Source organism: Alsobacter soli (assembly GCF_003004785.1).
In the GTDB taxonomy this organism is placed as follows: Bacteria; Pseudomonadota; Alphaproteobacteria; order Rhizobiales; family Beijerinckiaceae; genus Alsobacter; species Alsobacter soli.
Window position 1 is genome coordinate 84,187 of sequence record NZ_PVZS01000008.1, and the last position, 13,728, is coordinate 97,914.

16 protein-coding genes are annotated in these 13,728 nt (G+C 67.5%); 9 read left to right on the forward strand and 7 right to left on the reverse strand.

What is annotated here, in order from left to right; all coding sequences use genetic code 11:
* Positions 1-140: 140 nt before the first annotated feature.
* The 4 genes from SLNSH_RS08980 to SLNSH_RS08995 all read left to right on the forward strand — a co-directional run bounded on the left by SLNSH_RS08980 (position 141) and on the right by SLNSH_RS08995 (position 3,536).
* A complete protein-coding gene (locus SLNSH_RS08980) occupies positions 141-650 on the forward strand; it encodes an RNA polymerase sigma factor (protein WP_106336335.1) in 510 nt (169 codons plus the stop codon).
* Positions 647-1,426: an anti-sigma factor family protein gene (locus SLNSH_RS08985; protein ID WP_106336336.1), complete on the forward strand. Its 780-nt coding sequence runs from the start codon at positions 647-649 to the stop codon at positions 1,424-1,426. The genes SLNSH_RS08980 and SLNSH_RS08985 overlap by 4 nt, the downstream gene beginning before the upstream one ends.
* Positions 1,427-1,502: 76 nt before the next feature.
* A complete protein-coding gene (locus SLNSH_RS08990) occupies positions 1,503-3,089 on the forward strand; it encodes a DHA2 family efflux MFS transporter permease subunit (protein ID WP_106336337.1) in 1,587 nt (528 codons plus the stop codon).
* A gap of 117 nt (positions 3,090-3,206) precedes the next feature.
* A complete protein-coding gene (locus SLNSH_RS08995; protein WP_106336338.1) occupies positions 3,207-3,536 on the forward strand; it encodes a hypothetical protein in 330 nt (109 codons plus the stop codon).
* A gap of 50 nt (positions 3,537-3,586) precedes the next feature.
* Here the strand turns inward: SLNSH_RS08995 and SLNSH_RS09000 are convergent, their stop codons facing one another.
* Entirely contained in the window at positions 3,587-3,985 is a 399-nt protein-coding gene (locus tag SLNSH_RS09000; RefSeq protein ID WP_146140228.1) for a hypothetical protein, read from the reverse strand.
* 89 nt (positions 3,986-4,074) lie between these two features.
* Positions 4,075-4,740: a cupin domain-containing protein gene (locus SLNSH_RS09005; RefSeq protein ID WP_106336340.1), complete on the reverse strand. Its 666-nt coding sequence runs from the start codon at positions 4,738-4,740 to the stop codon at positions 4,075-4,077.
* 95 nt (positions 4,741-4,835) lie between these two features.
* Between SLNSH_RS09005 and SLNSH_RS09010 the strand changes: the two genes are divergently transcribed.
* Positions 4,836-5,039, forward strand: a complete 204-nt coding sequence (locus SLNSH_RS09010; protein ID WP_106336473.1) for a hypothetical protein — start codon at positions 4,836-4,838, stop codon at positions 5,037-5,039.
* Between the two features lie 55 nt (positions 5,040-5,094).
* On the opposite strand, the gene SLNSH_RS09015 is transcribed toward SLNSH_RS09010, so the two are convergent.
* From SLNSH_RS09015 to SLNSH_RS09025, 3 genes are read right to left on the reverse strand one after another with little or no spacing between them, the layout of a single operon-like run.
* Positions 5,095-5,838 carry an ABC transporter ATP-binding protein gene (locus SLNSH_RS09015; protein WP_106336341.1) on the reverse strand — a complete coding sequence of 248 codons (744 nt, stop codon included), beginning with the start codon at positions 5,836-5,838 and terminating at the stop codon, positions 5,095-5,097.
* Positions 5,807-6,544 carry an ABC transporter permease gene (locus SLNSH_RS09020; RefSeq protein WP_106336342.1) on the reverse strand — a complete coding sequence of 246 codons (738 nt, stop codon included), beginning with the start codon at positions 6,542-6,544 and terminating at the stop codon, positions 5,807-5,809. Before SLNSH_RS09020 ends, SLNSH_RS09015 begins: the two co-directional genes overlap by 32 nt.
* A gap of 3 nt (positions 6,545-6,547) precedes the next feature.
* Positions 6,548-7,540, reverse strand: coding sequence for an ABC transporter substrate-binding protein (locus tag SLNSH_RS09025; protein ID WP_425352987.1), 993 nt, complete (start codon positions 7,538-7,540; stop codon positions 6,548-6,550).
* 100 nt (positions 7,541-7,640) lie between these two features.
* Between SLNSH_RS09025 and SLNSH_RS09030 the strand changes: the two genes are divergently transcribed.
* Positions 7,641-7,991: a hypothetical protein gene (locus SLNSH_RS09030; RefSeq protein WP_106336344.1), complete on the forward strand. Its 351-nt coding sequence runs from the start codon at positions 7,641-7,643 to the stop codon at positions 7,989-7,991.
* Positions 7,992-8,046: 55 nt separating this feature from the next.
* Here the strand turns inward: SLNSH_RS09030 and SLNSH_RS09035 are convergent, their stop codons facing one another.
* Positions 8,047-8,868 (reverse strand): quinoprotein dehydrogenase-associated SoxYZ-like carrier, encoded by an 822-nt coding sequence (locus SLNSH_RS09035; protein WP_106336345.1) that lies wholly within the window; start codon positions 8,866-8,868, stop codon positions 8,047-8,049.
* A gap of 59 nt (positions 8,869-8,927) precedes the next feature.
* Positions 8,928-9,872, reverse strand: coding sequence for a quinoprotein relay system zinc metallohydrolase 2 (locus tag SLNSH_RS09040; protein ID WP_106336346.1), 945 nt, complete (start codon positions 9,870-9,872; stop codon positions 8,928-8,930).
* 451 nt (positions 9,873-10,323) lie between these two features.
* On the opposite strand from SLNSH_RS09040, the gene xoxF5 reads away from it, so the two are divergent.
* The 3 genes from xoxF5 to SLNSH_RS09055 all read left to right on the forward strand — a co-directional run bounded on the left by xoxF5 (position 10,324) and on the right by SLNSH_RS09055 (position 13,724).
* The gene (xoxF5, locus tag SLNSH_RS09045) at positions 10,324-12,129 is read left to right on the forward strand and encodes a lanthanide-dependent methanol dehydrogenase XoxF5 (protein ID WP_106336347.1); all 1,806 of its coding nucleotides are present in this window, start codon (positions 10,324-10,326) and stop codon (positions 12,127-12,129) included.
* Positions 12,130-12,223: 94 nt separating this feature from the next.
* The gene (locus SLNSH_RS09050; RefSeq protein WP_106336348.1) at positions 12,224-12,745 is read left to right on the forward strand and encodes a c-type cytochrome, methanol metabolism-related; all 522 of its coding nucleotides are present in this window, start codon (positions 12,224-12,226) and stop codon (positions 12,743-12,745) included.
* 67 nt (positions 12,746-12,812) lie between these two features.
* Positions 12,813-13,724 carry a substrate-binding domain-containing protein gene (locus tag SLNSH_RS09055; RefSeq protein WP_196240227.1) on the forward strand — a complete coding sequence of 304 codons (912 nt, stop codon included), beginning with the start codon at positions 12,813-12,815 and terminating at the stop codon, positions 13,722-13,724.
* Positions 13,725-13,728: the final 4 nt, after the last annotated feature.

Genomic DNA, 13,728 nt, shown 5'->3' on the forward strand with positions numbered 1-13,728 from the left:
TGGTGAGATCCAGGCGCCCGCCCGCTCCATGGGGGAGGATCTCGGGAATAATCGCGGCCTTCGCGGCGTCTTGGCTTCTGGCGGGGATAGCCGGCGGAGCCCGGCCGCCGACGCTTCCGATGGGGAGCGGGGAGGGGCGATTGGACGAGCGGTCTGCGCTGATCGAGCCGCACATCCCGAGCCTGCGCCGCTATGCGCGCGGGCTGCTTCGGGACGCGTCCTCCGGCGACGACCTGCTGCAGGATTGCCTGGAGCGAGCCCTCCGGAACTGGTCCGCGCGACGGCCGGAAGGAGACCTGCGGGCGTGGCTGTTCGCCATCATGCACAACCTCTTCGTCAGCGGCGCTCGCCTGCGCGGCCGCCGCGGGCCGACCGCGTCCTTGGGCGACCTGCCCGAGGAGCCGCCGATCCGCCCGACCCAGGAGGATCGCATGCTGCACGACAGCGTGCTGGACCAGCTCCAGAAGCTGAGCCCGGAGCACAGGGCCGTGCTCCTCCTGATCGGCGTCGAGGAACTGTCGTACCGCCAGGCGGCCGAGGCGCTCGGCGTGCCTGTGGGCACCGTCATGTCGCGCCTGAGCCGCGCGCGAGAGCATTTCCGGCAGGCCCTGCGAGACCCGCCGCCCCTTCGCCTGAGGACCGTGAAATGAAAGCCCGTCTGGTCCAGGAAGAGGATCTCCAGGCCTATGTTGACGGGCGGCTCGACCGAAGGCGCGCCCGCGCAGTCCAGGCCTATCTGGAGGAGCGGCCGGAGGAGGCTGCGCGCGTCGCCGATTACCAGGCGGACCTGCTGTTGCTGCGCCAGGCGCTTGGCGTTGGCGACGAGCCCCGGGTGGAGGCCTCCGAAGCGCGCCCGGGGGTCACGCGCCATTTCTGGAGCCGCCAATGGGCCCTCGCGCTTGCCGCGGCGGGGCTGATCGCCGTCGGGGCTGGCGCAGGCTGGATGGCCAATGGCTGGCTCGGGGCGGAATCCCTGCCGCCCTTCCGCCAGGTGCACTGGCGAAGCATCGCCCAGGAAGCGCTGCAGGCGCATCGGACCTTCGCGCCGGAGGTGCGCCGCCCCGTGGAGGTGGCCGGCGACAGCGGCGAACTCGCGTCCTGGATCTCGCGGCGCCTGGGACGGCGGCTGCCCGTGCCTGACCTGTCGGCGAAAGGCTTCGCCCTGGTCGGAGGCCGCGTCCTACCGGGATCGACCGGAACCGCCGCGCTGATCATGTACCAGGACGACAGCGGAGCCCGGGTGACAGTCTACATCCAGTCCGCCGAGCCCGGCCGCAGCGCCATGCGCTTCCTTAGGACATCCGACCTGCTCGCCTTCTATTGGGTCGACGACGACTGCGTTTATGTCGTGACGGGTTCGCTGGACAGGGCGCAACTGGGCGCCTTGGCGGATGCGACCTTCCAGCAGTTCGAGGAGGCCTCCTGAGCCTTCGGGCTCACGGGGCCCGCGCCGCCCGGTTCACGCTGACCGACACATGTCCGACTGATCGAGAGGACGCCAGATGGCCCCAGTAGCGCGTCCGAGCATCCAGGCCTGGGCGGGTTTCGCCTGCATGGGGGTGGGCATGTTCATGGCCATCCTGGACGTGCAGGTGGTCGCCACCTCCCTGCCGACCATCCGCACGGCGCTCGGCATGTCCGAGGACGAGGTAAGCTGGATCCAGACCGCCTATCTGATCGCCGAGATCGTCGCCATTCCGCTCACCGGCCTGCTGACGCGGACGCTGAGCATGCGGTGGCTCTTCGTCGCCGCCGTGCTTCTGTTCACGTTGGCGTCGGCAGGGTGCGCCTCCAGCGGTTCTTTCGGTGCGCTGATCGGCTGGCGTCTGCTCCAGGGGCTCTCGGGCGGGACGCTGATCCCGAGCGTCTTCGCCGCCGTGTTCCTGCTGTTCGACGAGCGCGACCAGACGCTCGCCACGACCTTCGCGGGCGTGCTCGCCGTTCTGGCGCCCACCCTGGGGCCGGTCGTGGGCGGATGGATTACCGACGCCTATTCCTGGCGCTGGCTCTTCCTGATCAACCTGGCCCCGGGGTTGGTCGCCGGCTTTCTGGCCGCGTTCTTCCTGCCGCGCGACCGGCCTGACCTGCGCCTCGCGGCCCGCATCGACGTCGTCGGGGTCTGCCTGCTGGCGGTCGGGTTGGCGTGCCTGGAGATCGGGCTGAAGGAGGCGCCGGGCCGGGGATGGTCATCGGCGCGGGTCCTGGGGCTCATGTCCGTTTCCGTGCTGTGCGGTGGGGCCTTTATTCGCCGGATGCTGCGCTCGGACGAGCCGGTAGTCGATCTGCGCAACTTCGCGGCGCTGCGCTTTTCCCTCGGCTGCGCGCTCAGCTTCATTCTGGGAATGGGGCTTTTCGGCTCCGTCTACCTGATGCCGTTCTTCCTCGGCTTCGTCCGCGGCCACGACGCCCTGGCCATCGGGGAAACCATGCTGGTGACGGGCGTGGCGCAACTGCTCGTCACGCCGCTCGCGGTCGCGTTGGAGAAGCGCTGGGACGCGCGGTTGCTCAGCGCCGCGGGCTTCGCCCTGTTCGGCGCCGGCCTCGCCGCCAGCGCCTTACAGACCCCGACGACGGATTTCCGCGAGATGGCCGCGCCGCAGGTGCTGCGCGGGCTGGCCGTCATGTTCTGCCTGCTTCCGCCAACCAGGCTGGCGCTCGGGCATTTGCCGCACGAGAAGGTCCCGGACGCGAGCGGCCTGTTCAACCTGATGCGCAACCTCGGGGGCGCGATCGGTCTGGCGCTCATCGACACGGTCATTTTCAGTCGCCTGCCAACCCACGCCGACCGGCTGGTCGAGAGCCTGAAAGCGGCCGACGCCCAGGCCGCGCGGTTCGTGGGCATCGCACCGGCGCTGCTGGACCGGACGTCGCCGCCCACGGCGGCCGAGATCGCCTTCGTCGAACCCCTGGTGCGCAGGGCGGCCATGACGATCGCCATCAACGAAGCCTGGATGATGCTCGCCGGCGTCACCGGCGTCGCCCTCGTGTGCCTGCTTGTGAGCGGGGGGTGGTTGAAGATCCGCGACGCAGGCCTGGAGCCCCTTGGGCGCCCGTCGCACCCCGGATCGGGTGGCTGGCCGTCCACCTGAGGTCCAGGCATCCGGGGTTTATTTCACGCCCATGTGATGCGGCGCACATCCCAAACGCGCCCGGAGGCCTATCACCATGCCCGGGGATTCCTCCCCGGTCAGATGAGGGGCGTCATCATGAACCCCGGTCTTGCGACTGCCGCATCCGCTGCGGCCATCATTCTCTGCGCATCTGCGGCGTCCGCCGGCGGCTTTCCGACCTTCGAGGTGAACGGGCTGCCGATCACGCCGCACCAGGCGGCGCTGCTGGGTCTGCCAAACATGGAGGAGCAGGTCGGCGCCTTCGTGCCGACCGTGAACGGGATGCCGGCCTCTCCCCACCAGGTGGCCGTCCTGGCGCCCCGGCGCCCGGCCGTGGCGAAAGCCGCCCCGACCACGCGCGACGGGGTGGTCAGCGTGAAGCTCGTGATCCCGCTCGAAGGTCGCGAGCCCGTCGGCGAACACTGATCGTCAGGTCGGGTGAAACGAGCCCGGCGGCGCGCGGCAGGCCAAGGCTCCTACGTGTCGCCGGGCCGGATGAAGGCGCACAGCGTGTAGAAATTCTGGTCGATCTGCAGCGGTTCGCCTGTGTGGTAGCCAGAACTCGCATAAGGCCGTCCGCACCAGTGCGCCTCGACTTCCTCCGCCCCTGGCACGGCCATCCAGATGATCTTGTCATGGGCCACCAGCACCGATCGGCCATAGCGCCTGGAGTCCATCAGCGCGTCCCCGTTGGGCAGCATGCGATATTCGACGGGTTCGCAGTCCCCTGTCACGGGATCGCCCCCGCAGCAGAGTCGCCCGGCTGGGTCTTTCAAGCCGTTGTAGATGTCGTGGCTCTGGGCAGGAGCCGCCGCGAGAGACGCGAGCGCGACGAGCGAAGCCAGGCGGCCACGCAATGCAGAGGCTCCCCCCATGATCCGCGCTCCCTGGTTGGCGCTGGCCTCGGGGAAAGTGAGGCTGGCAAGCATGGCCGAAGCAAGGCGCTGCAGCCTTGGCCCCTCGGCTAGCCCAGGGCCAGCAAGTGCCCGGTCTTGATCCAGACCCTGGCGCCCTCGGCCCCGGCTGTCGCCTCGAGGCGCGATCCCTTGGGCAGCCGCAGCCAGGAACAGGGAGCGAGGGTGTCCTCGTGCTCCTGGAAGCCGCCTCGGAGGACCAGAGCTTCAAGGCCGCCCGGAAGGTCCCGGGTGATCTTTGCGCCCGGCGCCCAGTTCTCGACGCAGACGGTCTCGTGCTCGTCCTGGTACAGGGAAATTCGTGTCACGCCGGCCGCCCCGTCCACGGAGACGGGAGCGATGGCATCGATGTCCAGGCGGACATGACGCCGGTCGGCCGGATCGAACTGGTGCAGCTTGACGAAGATTGTGCAACCCTCGGCCGAACGGGGCGCGTGCCGGGAGGTCGGCGGGTTTCGGACGTAGGATCCGACGCCATAGTCCCCCAGTTCATCCTGGAAGACGCCTTCGAGAACGAGGAACTCCTCGCCGCCGCCATGGGTGTGCTCGCTGAAGGCGCTGCCCGGCGCGAAGCGCACGATGGTGGTCGCCCGGGCGACTTCCTCGCCCACGCGGTCGAGCATCTTCCGCTCGACCCCGGCGGCGGGGGAGGGCGTCCAATCCTGGGACGCGGCATGGACGACAGCCCGGCGGTTGAAGTCGGCATTGATGCGCATACTTACATCTCCTGGGCTCGCCTTCTCGCCCGCCAGGCGTTGGCGTCCGCCAGCATGCAGGGGGTATGACGTCCACCCGGAACCGTGGCGAAGCCATGATAGCCCTGATCATCACCGTTTGCGCGATCGCTCTTCCGGCCCAGTGCCAGGACGAGCATCTCCCGATGGCCTCGGGCGCCTCCCCGCGACAATGCGCCATGTCGGCGCCGCCCTACATCGCCAAGTGGGTCGACGAACATCCGCAGTGGCGCGTGGTGCGCTGGCACTGCGAAATCCCACACAGCAACGACAAGGCCTAGCGGCAGGCGACGGCTGCGCAGTCCAACCCGCGTCTCCGGGCAGCTCCCCAGAGGGTCAGGTCGCGACCGAGCCCTGGCGCTCGGCCTCATGCTCGACGCGGCGCTTGATCGCCGCGACGTCGGACGCGTCTCGCGCCGCGCGCGGCTTGGGGATGAAGGTCTCCGACACGATCCGGCCAGGGCGGGCCGACATGAGGAAAATGCGGTCGCCGAGCCGGACCGCCTCGTCGAGCGAATGGGTGACCAGCAGGGTCGTCACGGGCCTGCTGTCCACGAGCGCGGCGAGTTCATCCCGGATATGCGCCGAGAGCCTGGCGTCCAGGGACACGAGCGGCTCGTCGAGGATCAGGATGTCCGGCTCGACCGCGAAGGCGCGCGCGATCGCGACGCGGCGGGCGAGGCCGAGCGAGAGCTCGCCCGGGAAGTGCGTGCGATGGCGGTCGAGTTGCAGGATCGCGAACAGCGCCGACAGTCGCTCCTCGGTGATGTCGGGCGCGACGAACCGCACATTGTCGTCCACCGACCGCCAGGGGAGCAGGCGAGGCTCCTGGAACACCATCCCGATGCGCGCGTGCGGCGGGCGCACGACCCTGCCCGTGTAGTCCGGATCCAGCCCTGCGATGATGCGCAGCATGGTGGTCTTGCCGCACCCCGACGGGCCGAAGAACACCCCCACCTCGCCGTGGCGAAGCGTGAACCTCACGTTTTCCAGAACCTGGAGGCGATCCCCGGCCGAGGCCGCCCATGCCTTGCGTTCGATGTCGACCTCAAGCAGCGCGCTGACGCCAGCGGGACGCATATCGTTCAAGGGGCTGCACCAACAGGAGTTCGATCGAAAGCACGACGACCGAGAAGCTCAAAGCGTAGGCGAGAATACGGGTGATGTCGAACAACTGGAACGCAGCCCCGATCTCGAAGCCGACGCCGTTGGGTCGGCCCAGGAGCTCGGCCACGAGCACGATCTTCCAGACGAGCGACAGCCCCGATCGGGCCGACGCGGCCAGGTAGGGCGCAAGCTGCGGGACGACGACGTGCCGAAGTCGCCGCCAGGCCGGAACCGCGAACACGGACGCCATCTCGTCCAGCGTGGGATCGAGCGCGCGCGCCCCTTCCCGGACGGTCACCACGGCGTTCGGCAGCTTGTTGATCGCGATCGCCCCGATGGCGGCGGCCTCGGTCAGCCCGGCCCACACATAGGCGAGCACGATGACCACCAGCGCCGGCAGGTTGAGCAGGATCAGCAGCCAGGGGTCGGCGAGCCTGTCGACGGTCCGCCTGCGGCCCATGACGTAGCCGATCGCCGTCCCCAGCGTCATCGCCAGGGCGAAGGACAGGGCGACCCGCGCCAGCGTCGCGCCCAGGTGCAGGAACAGCGCCCCGGACCGGGCCTCCGCCACGACGGCGCCCAGGACCGTCGCCGGCGCCGGAAGCAGCTGCCCTCCGACGCGCCACGAGGCGGCCTGCCACGCCAGCACGAACAGGCCCACGGACAGCAGGCGCAGCATCGCTCAGCGTCCCGGTTCGGCGTGATAGTAGGTCCCGGGGTCCAGCTCCCGCGCCGGACCCACGAGGTCGGGCCCTCCAATCTCGGCCAGCACCCGGTAGAGGGTGGCGGCGTCCGCCGCCTCGTCCGCCACCGGCCGGCGTGGGACGCCCTCCCGGTAGCGATCGCGGTAGGCCTGCAGGGTCGCGGCGTCGGAGGCTCCCGTGAGCGGCGCGATGCGCTCCCATTCGGCGTCGGAGCTGGACAGGATGTCCTTCGCGCGGCGCGTCATGGCGATGAAGCGGGCGACCGCGTCCGCGTTTTTGGCCGCCCAGCGCTCGTCGAAGACGTAGCCGACCATCGCGGTGCGGCCCTTCGCTCCGAGCCTGGGGAGCAGGTCCTCCATGCTGGCGACCCGCCGGAAGCCCTTCGCCTCCAGCGCGGCGCAGAAGTTCCAGTAGTTCAGGTTGGCGTCCATCTCGCCGCCCGCGACCTTCTGGGCCAGCAGGGCGGGGGCGCCGTACACGATGCTGGCCTCGGCCTTGAGGTCGACGCCGTCCTGGCGCGCGGCCGCCTGGAGCAGCAGCCAGCTCTTGTCGAGCGGCCCGCCCGCGACCCCGAGTTTTCGGCCCTTGAGGTCCGCCAAGGCGCGCACCGGCGACGACGACGGGGCCATGACCGCGCCCAGGGCGCTCGAATAGGGGGAGAAGGCGAGGGGAAATCCCTGCGACCGCTCCCGGGACACCCACAGCCAGTCGGACACGATGATGTCCGCGGACCCGCCCAAAAGCGCGATCTTGCCTGCTTCCGGGCTGGCGAGCTTCACGACGTCCAGCGTGAGGCCCGCCTCCTCGTCCAGCCGATGGGCCTGGATGACCGCAAGTTCCCATGCGACCGTCCCGGTCTGCTGGACGGCGAGCCGGATCGCATCGCGGGCGGCAGCTGGAGCGACGACCCCCAGCAGGACGAAGAGCGCGGCGAGCAGGCGAAGCGCGTGGCGGCGGATGGTGCTGTTCAAGGCCTGTAACCTTCCGGGGATGCTCTGAACCGCCCTGGGGCTCGCCGATTTCGCCCGCCCGGGGTCTTGCGCATGGCGGCTTCGAGCGGAAGGATAGCTCATGTTTGCCTGGCTGAGACCCTCCCTGCTCGTCCTGCTGGCGTGCGCCGCTTCCGTTCCCGCCAAGGCTGAGGACCTGAACGATTATCCGACCGCGGCCCGCGCCGACTATGTCTTCGGCTGCATGAAGGCCAATGGCGAAACCCGGATGGCCCTCGAGCAATGTTCGTGTTCGATCGACGTCGTGGCGACGCTGGTCCCCTACGACCGGTACGTCACCGCCGAGACGGTGCTCAGTATGGCCCAGGTGCAGGGCGCGCTCGGGACCCAGTTCCGCTCGACCGAGCAGGCGACCGCCGCGTTGAACGACCTTCGGCGCGCGCAGGCGGAAGCGGAGGTGCGCTGCTTCTAGCGGCTCAGCGCGCCGCAAGCGCCCCGCCAGGCCCGGGGCGTCTGGCGCCGAGCCTTCAGGGCCCGGGTTGTTCCGAAGGCCACTCGCCCTTGAACACCCTGCCGTCGGTGTCCTTCGCCTCCACGCGGATGCGGTCCTCGTCTCCGGCCACATACGTGAAGCGGATGTTCGGATCCTCCGAGATCGATATCCCGCCCTCCATCGAGAGCATCATCTCGTCGTTTCGCCAGATGCGGACCTCATTGACGAAGGAGGGCGGGATGTAGAGATGCGTCAGCTGATCCATCTGCAGCCCCGAGTTGTTGGGGTGGCCGATGATCAACTGAGCCTCGCGGGTCCGGCTCGCCTGCGGGTCGGGCGGCGTGGCGAACTGGCGGAACCGCAGCTGGCCCAGCCTCTTCTTCGCCGCTTCGGCGTCCTTGGCCGCAGGCGCCGAGCATCCGCCGGACGCCTTCACGTATTTCTTCGTGACGTAGAGCTTGCCGTCGCTGAGCTCGAGAACGGCGTGCACATCCGTATAGGCGTTGACGCGAACCCGGGTCGAAAGCGCCGTGATGGTGGAGTCGCGCCCGAACTCGAACCTGGCCGCCATCGGTGCGGGGTTGTGGTCGATCACGAGCGTCATGGACATCGGGTAGCGGGCGTCGCCCGGGGGAAGCGTGGTCCGGAGCGTCACCGGAACGACGGCGGCGTCCTCCGCCCGGTTCGGAGCCTCCAGAACGATCAAGCGGGAGCCGTCCTCCATGGGGCGGCCCTGGAAGATGTCCTGGACGAGTCCCGGCCATGGGTCGTCGTCCTCGGGCGCGGCGGCCTGGGCGCAGATCGGGGCCGCCACGGCTGCGACGAGGCAAAGCTGGCGAAGACATGAGCTGATCATGATCGGCGTCCTTGCGTGGGAGGGGACGGGCGCGCATCCCGATCCGGGGATCCTGGGCCTTATTCCCACTCCAGTTCCGAAAACGCGGCGGTCGCGTTCCGGGCATTGTACTCCTCGAAGAGCTTCCATCTGGATCTTTCGGACGCGGCGGCTGTTTGAGCCGCCGTTTCCAGGCGTTCTCCACGCGCGATCAGGGCGCGCACGTCACGCGCCAACTGGTCGAGGTAGCGCCTCTCGCCGGCAAGGGCCTCAGGCCAGGCGCTGACCGGCCCATGGCCCGGCACGACGCGTCGCGCCTCGGTCCCGGCGAGCTGATCGATGCTCGCCAGAAAACCCCGGATGCTGCCGTCGACGATGGGGATGTGCTCCACGAAGACGAGGTCGCCGGCGAAAAGCGTCCCCGTGGACTGGTCCAACACGGTCAGGTCGCTGTCGGTGTGCGCCGTCGGCCAGGTCTGCAGCGTCAGACGCCGACCGCCCAGGTCGAGTTCGGCCGAGCCCTGAACGAGCTGGGTCGGCGGGGCCAACTTCACGTCGCGCATGAGTTCATCGCCGAGAATGGGACGAAACGCATCCAGGTAGAACGGCCCTCGGACAGCCAGCGCCTGCGGCAGGTTCTGGTGGCCGACAAAGGCCGCGCCGTCCTGCAGGAAGGCGGCGTCGCCGAAGATGTGATCGGGGTGGGCGTGGGTGTTGATGACGTAGCGGATCGGCTTGGCTGTCTTTCCGCGGATCGCGGCCCGGAGGCGCATTCCTTCCAGCACGCTCCCGCCAGAGTCGATCACCGCTACCGCGTCGCGGCCGACGACGAAGCCGAGGTTGGCGATCGCGCCTTCGTTTTCTCTGGTCATCAGGGAAACGGCGCCCTCGAAGACGAATGTTCCGGGCGCGACCTCCGTCACTGGCAACGGGGTCAGAGCGTCGGCAGAGCCGGCTGAACTCGGCGCCCGCCCCGCGAGCGACGCGAGGGCCAGGACGAGGGCGAACTTGCGTAGAATCCGCATGGCGGATCCGATCCTCTCGGCAGGCTTCCCGCATGGGCGGAGCCCTGACGGCTGACCTTACCAAACTCGATGGCGGCAGGTGACGGCAATCGTTGCGCCATGTTTCCGTCAGCCGAGTAACAAAAAAGATCATTTATGAATCGAACATCATTTCACTCTGGAATTCTGGAAGGGCAGGCGTGGGCGGAGCTGTTGTCGCATTTAAAGAGGCTTGGCAAGTACATGGAGCCGGAGACTTAGGCTGCCACGAAACGAATGTTCTTTTCTGTTGCACCATCCGGGGGAGGGGATTAGCATTCAAGTGCTACCCTAAAGCAGTAATCCTGCAACCCGTGGCTTGCTGGATACTTAGAGTCGTGGCTCGAAAGCCGCTGTCCGGCGTAGTCGCCGGTGTGACGATGGGGAGACGCAACACCTAAGGCTGTCAAAAAAAGACGCGGGAGGAAATGCGATGCGCACGATCCTGGTCACCAGTTGTCTCGGTGTAATGATGGCGTTTGCCGGTGGGCCCGCCAGCGCCAATGACGAACTCATCAAGATGTCGCAGAACCCAAAAGACTGGGTGATGCCGACCGGCGATTACGCCAACCACCGGTTCTCACAACTCAAGCAGATCACCGCAGAAAACGTCGGAAAGCTTCAGGTCGCCTGGATGTTTTCGACAGGCGTGCTGCGGGGGCATGAGGGTGGCCCGCTCGTCATCGGCGACATGATGTACGTGCACACGCCTTTCCCCAACATCGTTTACGCCCTGAACCTGAAGGACGACAACAAGATCGTCTGGAAGTACGAGCCGAAGCAGGATCCAAATGTGATCCCGGTGATGTGCTGCGACACGGTCAATCGCGGCGTCTCCTATGCGGATGGAAAGATTTTCCTCCATCAGTCGGATACGACGCTGGTCGCCTTGGACGCAAAGGACGGCAAGGTCGTCTGGTCCGTCAAGAACGGCGATCCGAGCAAAGGCGAGACCGGAACGTCTGCGCCCATGATCTTCAAGGACAAGGTCATGGTCGGGATTTCGGGCGGCGAATTCGGCGTCCGCGGCTCCATGTCGGCCTACAACATCAAGGACGGAAAGCTCGTCTGGCGCGGCTATTCGATGGGACCGGACAGCGACACCCTGATCGACCCCGAAAAGACGACCAATCTGGGCAAGCCGGTCGGCAAGGATTCCGGCACCAACACGTGGGAAGGCGACCAGTGGAAGATTGGCGGAGGCACCACGTGGGGTTGGTACTCCTACGATCCTGAGCAGAACCTGATGTTCTACGGCTCGGGCAATCCCTCGACCTGGAATCCCAAGCAGCGGCCTGGCGACAACCGCTGGTCGATGACGATCTGGGCGCGCGACGTCGACACCGGCAAGGTCAAGTGGGTGTACCAGATGACGCCCCACGACGAGTGGGATTACGACGGCGTCAACGAGATGATCCTGGCCGACCAGAATATCGGCGGGACCATGCGCAAGACGCTGGTACACTTCGACCGCAACGGCTTCGCCTACGTGCTCGATCGCACGAACGGCGAATTGCTGAGCGCCGAAAAATACGACCCGAAGGTGAACTGGGCCACCAAGGTCGACATGGATAAGAACTCCAAGACCTACGGGCGGCCGCTCGTCGTCAAGGAGTTTTCCACGGACCAACAGGGCGAAGACGTGAACGTGAAGGGCATCTGCCCCGCGGCGCTCGGCACCAAGGACGAACAGCCCGCGGCCTACTCGCCCGACACAGGATTGTTCTACGTGCCGACGAACCACGTCTGCATGGATTACGAGCCATTCCGCGTCAAATACACCGCCGGACAGCCCTATGTCGGCGCCACGCTGTCCATGTACCCGCCTCCCGGCGACAAGAACATGGGCAACTTCGTGGCGTGGGACGCCAAGACGGGCAAGGCGGCCTGGACCATCAACGAGCAGTTTTCCGTCTGGTCCGGCGCCCTCGCGACGGCCGGAGGCGTGGTCTTCTACGGCACGCTCGAAGGCTACCTGAAAGCGGTCGACGCGAAGACGGGCAAGGAGCTCTACAGGTTCAAGACCCCGTCCGGCATCATCGGCAACGTCACCACCTACGAGCAGGGCGGGAAGCAGTACATCGCCGTCCTCTCCGGCGTCGGCGGCTGGGCCGGGATCGGCCTCGCGGCCGGACTGACCGACCCGACGGCGGGCCTCGGCGCGGTGGGCGGCTACGCCGCCTTGAACAACTACACGGCCCTGGGCGGAACGCTGGTGGCGTTCAAGCTGCCTGACTGAGCGCACGCCGGCTGAACTGCGGGCCTCTTCCCGCCGCGCGGACGCCATCTGCGCGGCGGCTCGTCCCCCGGCGAACACGCCCGAACCGAAGGACATGCTCGTGCGATCCATCCATTTGACGGCCGCGATCGTGCTTCTGGCGCTCGCCGGTCCAGCTTTCGCCGACGGAAGCGGCGATCCCAGCCCAGTCAAGAACAATGACGGCAAGTACCTCGACAAAGACGGCAACCCGACCTTCAAGGTCGGCGCCGACGGAACCGTCGACTGGTACACCTATTCCGGCTTTCGCCGTTACCACTCGGATTGCCATGTCTGCCATGGCCCCGACGGCGAAGGCTCGACCTATGCGCCCGCGCTGAAGAACTCTCTGAAGACGCTCAGCTACCCGGATTTCCTGGCGGTGGTCGCCGGAGGGCGCAAGAACGTCAGCACGTCCCAGGAAAACGTCATGCCGGCCTTTGGCGACAACCCCAACGTGGCCTGCTACATGGACGACATCTTCGTCTATCTGCGCGCGAGGGCGAACGACGCCGTGCCGCGCGGCAGGCCCGCCAAGCATGAGCCCAAGCCTGAGACGGCCAAACAGCAGGAGGACGCCTGCATCGGCAAGAGCTGACGGGCCCTCGGTCGCGACGGCGCCGGGGATGGCGCTGGCGACATTCGGACGAAGGAGGAACCCCGGCATGGCGAGACCCGCGCTCCTGCGTCGGCTCCTATCCTGCCTCGCGCTGGCGAGCGTGGTCGCCTATCCGCATGTCGACCGCGCGCGAGCGCAGGCGCTGCACCCCCAGCAGCCGCAGGCCGCCGAAAGCGAGGACCTGTCGATCGAACTCGTCGATCCCAAGCGCCTGAGGGTCTGCGCCGACCCGAACAACCTGCCGTTCTCGAACGAAAAGGGCGAGGGATTCGAGAACCGGCTTGCCGAACTCCTGGCCGGGAAACTGGGCAAGACGGTTTCGTACACCTACTACCCGCAGGCGACAGGGTTCGTCCGCATGACGCTGGGGGCCCACCTGTGCGACGTCATCCTGGGCTTTCCGCAGGGCGACGACCTCGTCCAGGGCACCAATCCCTACTACCGGACGGCCTATGCGCTCGTGGTCAAGGCGGGCAGCGATCTCGAGACGGTCGCGACCCTCGGCGATGCGCGCCTGAAGGGCAAGCACATCGGCATCGTGGCCGGCACGCCGCCGGCCACCAATCTGGCCGCGAACGGCCTGATGGGCAGCGCCAAGCCCTATCCTCTGGTGGTGGACACGCGGGTGGATTCGTCCGCGCAGGCGATGATCAGGGATCTCACGTCGGGGGCGATCGACGCCGGCGTCCTGTGGGGCCCGATGGCCGGCTACTACGCCCGGAAGACCGAGCCGCCCCTGCGCGTCATTCCGCTCGTCAAGGAAACCGCCGGGCCCCACCTGGTCTTTCGGATCGGCATGGGGGTGCGCCCCTCTGATCAGAACTGGAAACGTCAGCTCAACAAGCTCATCGCGGAAAGCCAGCCGGACATCAGCAGGCTGCTGCTCGAGTTCGGGGTGCCGCTGCTCGATGAGCACAACCAGCCGATCACGGCCGAGACCCTGACCAAGGCGCCCTGATGGG

Bases quoted from the DNA above. Each gene is read 5' to 3' on its own strand.
- SLNSH_RS09005 (WP_106336340.1), bottom strand. From the start codon at position 4,740: ATGCGCATCAATGCCGACTTCAACCGCCGGGCTGTCGTCCATGCCGCG.
- SLNSH_RS09020 (WP_106336342.1), bottom strand. From the start codon at position 6,544: ATGCTGCGCCTGCTGTCCGTGGGCCTGTTCGTGCTGGCGTGGCAGGCC.
- xoxF5 (WP_106336347.1), top strand. From the start codon at position 10,324: ATGCGCACGATCCTGGTCACCAGTTGTCTCGGTGTAATGATGGCGTTT.
- SLNSH_RS09030 (WP_106336344.1), top strand. From the start codon at position 7,641: ATGTTTGCCTGGCTGAGACCCTCCCTGCTCGTCCTGCTGGCGTGCGCC.
- SLNSH_RS09015 (WP_106336341.1), bottom strand. From the start codon at position 5,838: ATGCGTCCCGCTGGCGTCAGCGCGCTGCTTGAGGTCGACATCGAACGC.
- SLNSH_RS09050 (WP_106336348.1), top strand. From the start codon at position 12,224: ATGCTCGTGCGATCCATCCATTTGACGGCCGCGATCGTGCTTCTGGCG.
- SLNSH_RS08995 (WP_106336338.1), top strand. From the start codon at position 3,207: ATGAACCCCGGTCTTGCGACTGCCGCATCCGCTGCGGCCATCATTCTC.
- SLNSH_RS09055 (WP_196240227.1), top strand. From the start codon at position 12,813: ATGGCGAGACCCGCGCTCCTGCGTCGGCTCCTATCCTGCCTCGCGCTG.
- SLNSH_RS08985 (WP_106336336.1), top strand. From the start codon at position 647: ATGAAAGCCCGTCTGGTCCAGGAAGAGGATCTCCAGGCCTATGTTGAC.
- SLNSH_RS09040 (WP_106336346.1), bottom strand. From the start codon at position 9,872: ATGCGGATTCTACGCAAGTTCGCCCTCGTCCTGGCCCTCGCGTCGCTC.
- SLNSH_RS09010 (WP_106336473.1), top strand. From the start codon at position 4,836: ATGATAGCCCTGATCATCACCGTTTGCGCGATCGCTCTTCCGGCCCAG.
- SLNSH_RS09000 (WP_146140228.1), bottom strand. From the start codon at position 3,985: ATGGGGGGAGCCTCTGCATTGCGTGGCCGCCTGGCTTCGCTCGTCGCG.
- SLNSH_RS08990 (WP_106336337.1), top strand. From the start codon at position 1,503: ATGGCCCCAGTAGCGCGTCCGAGCATCCAGGCCTGGGCGGGTTTCGCC.
- SLNSH_RS09035 (WP_106336345.1), bottom strand. From the start codon at position 8,868: ATGATCAGCTCATGTCTTCGCCAGCTTTGCCTCGTCGCAGCCGTGGCG.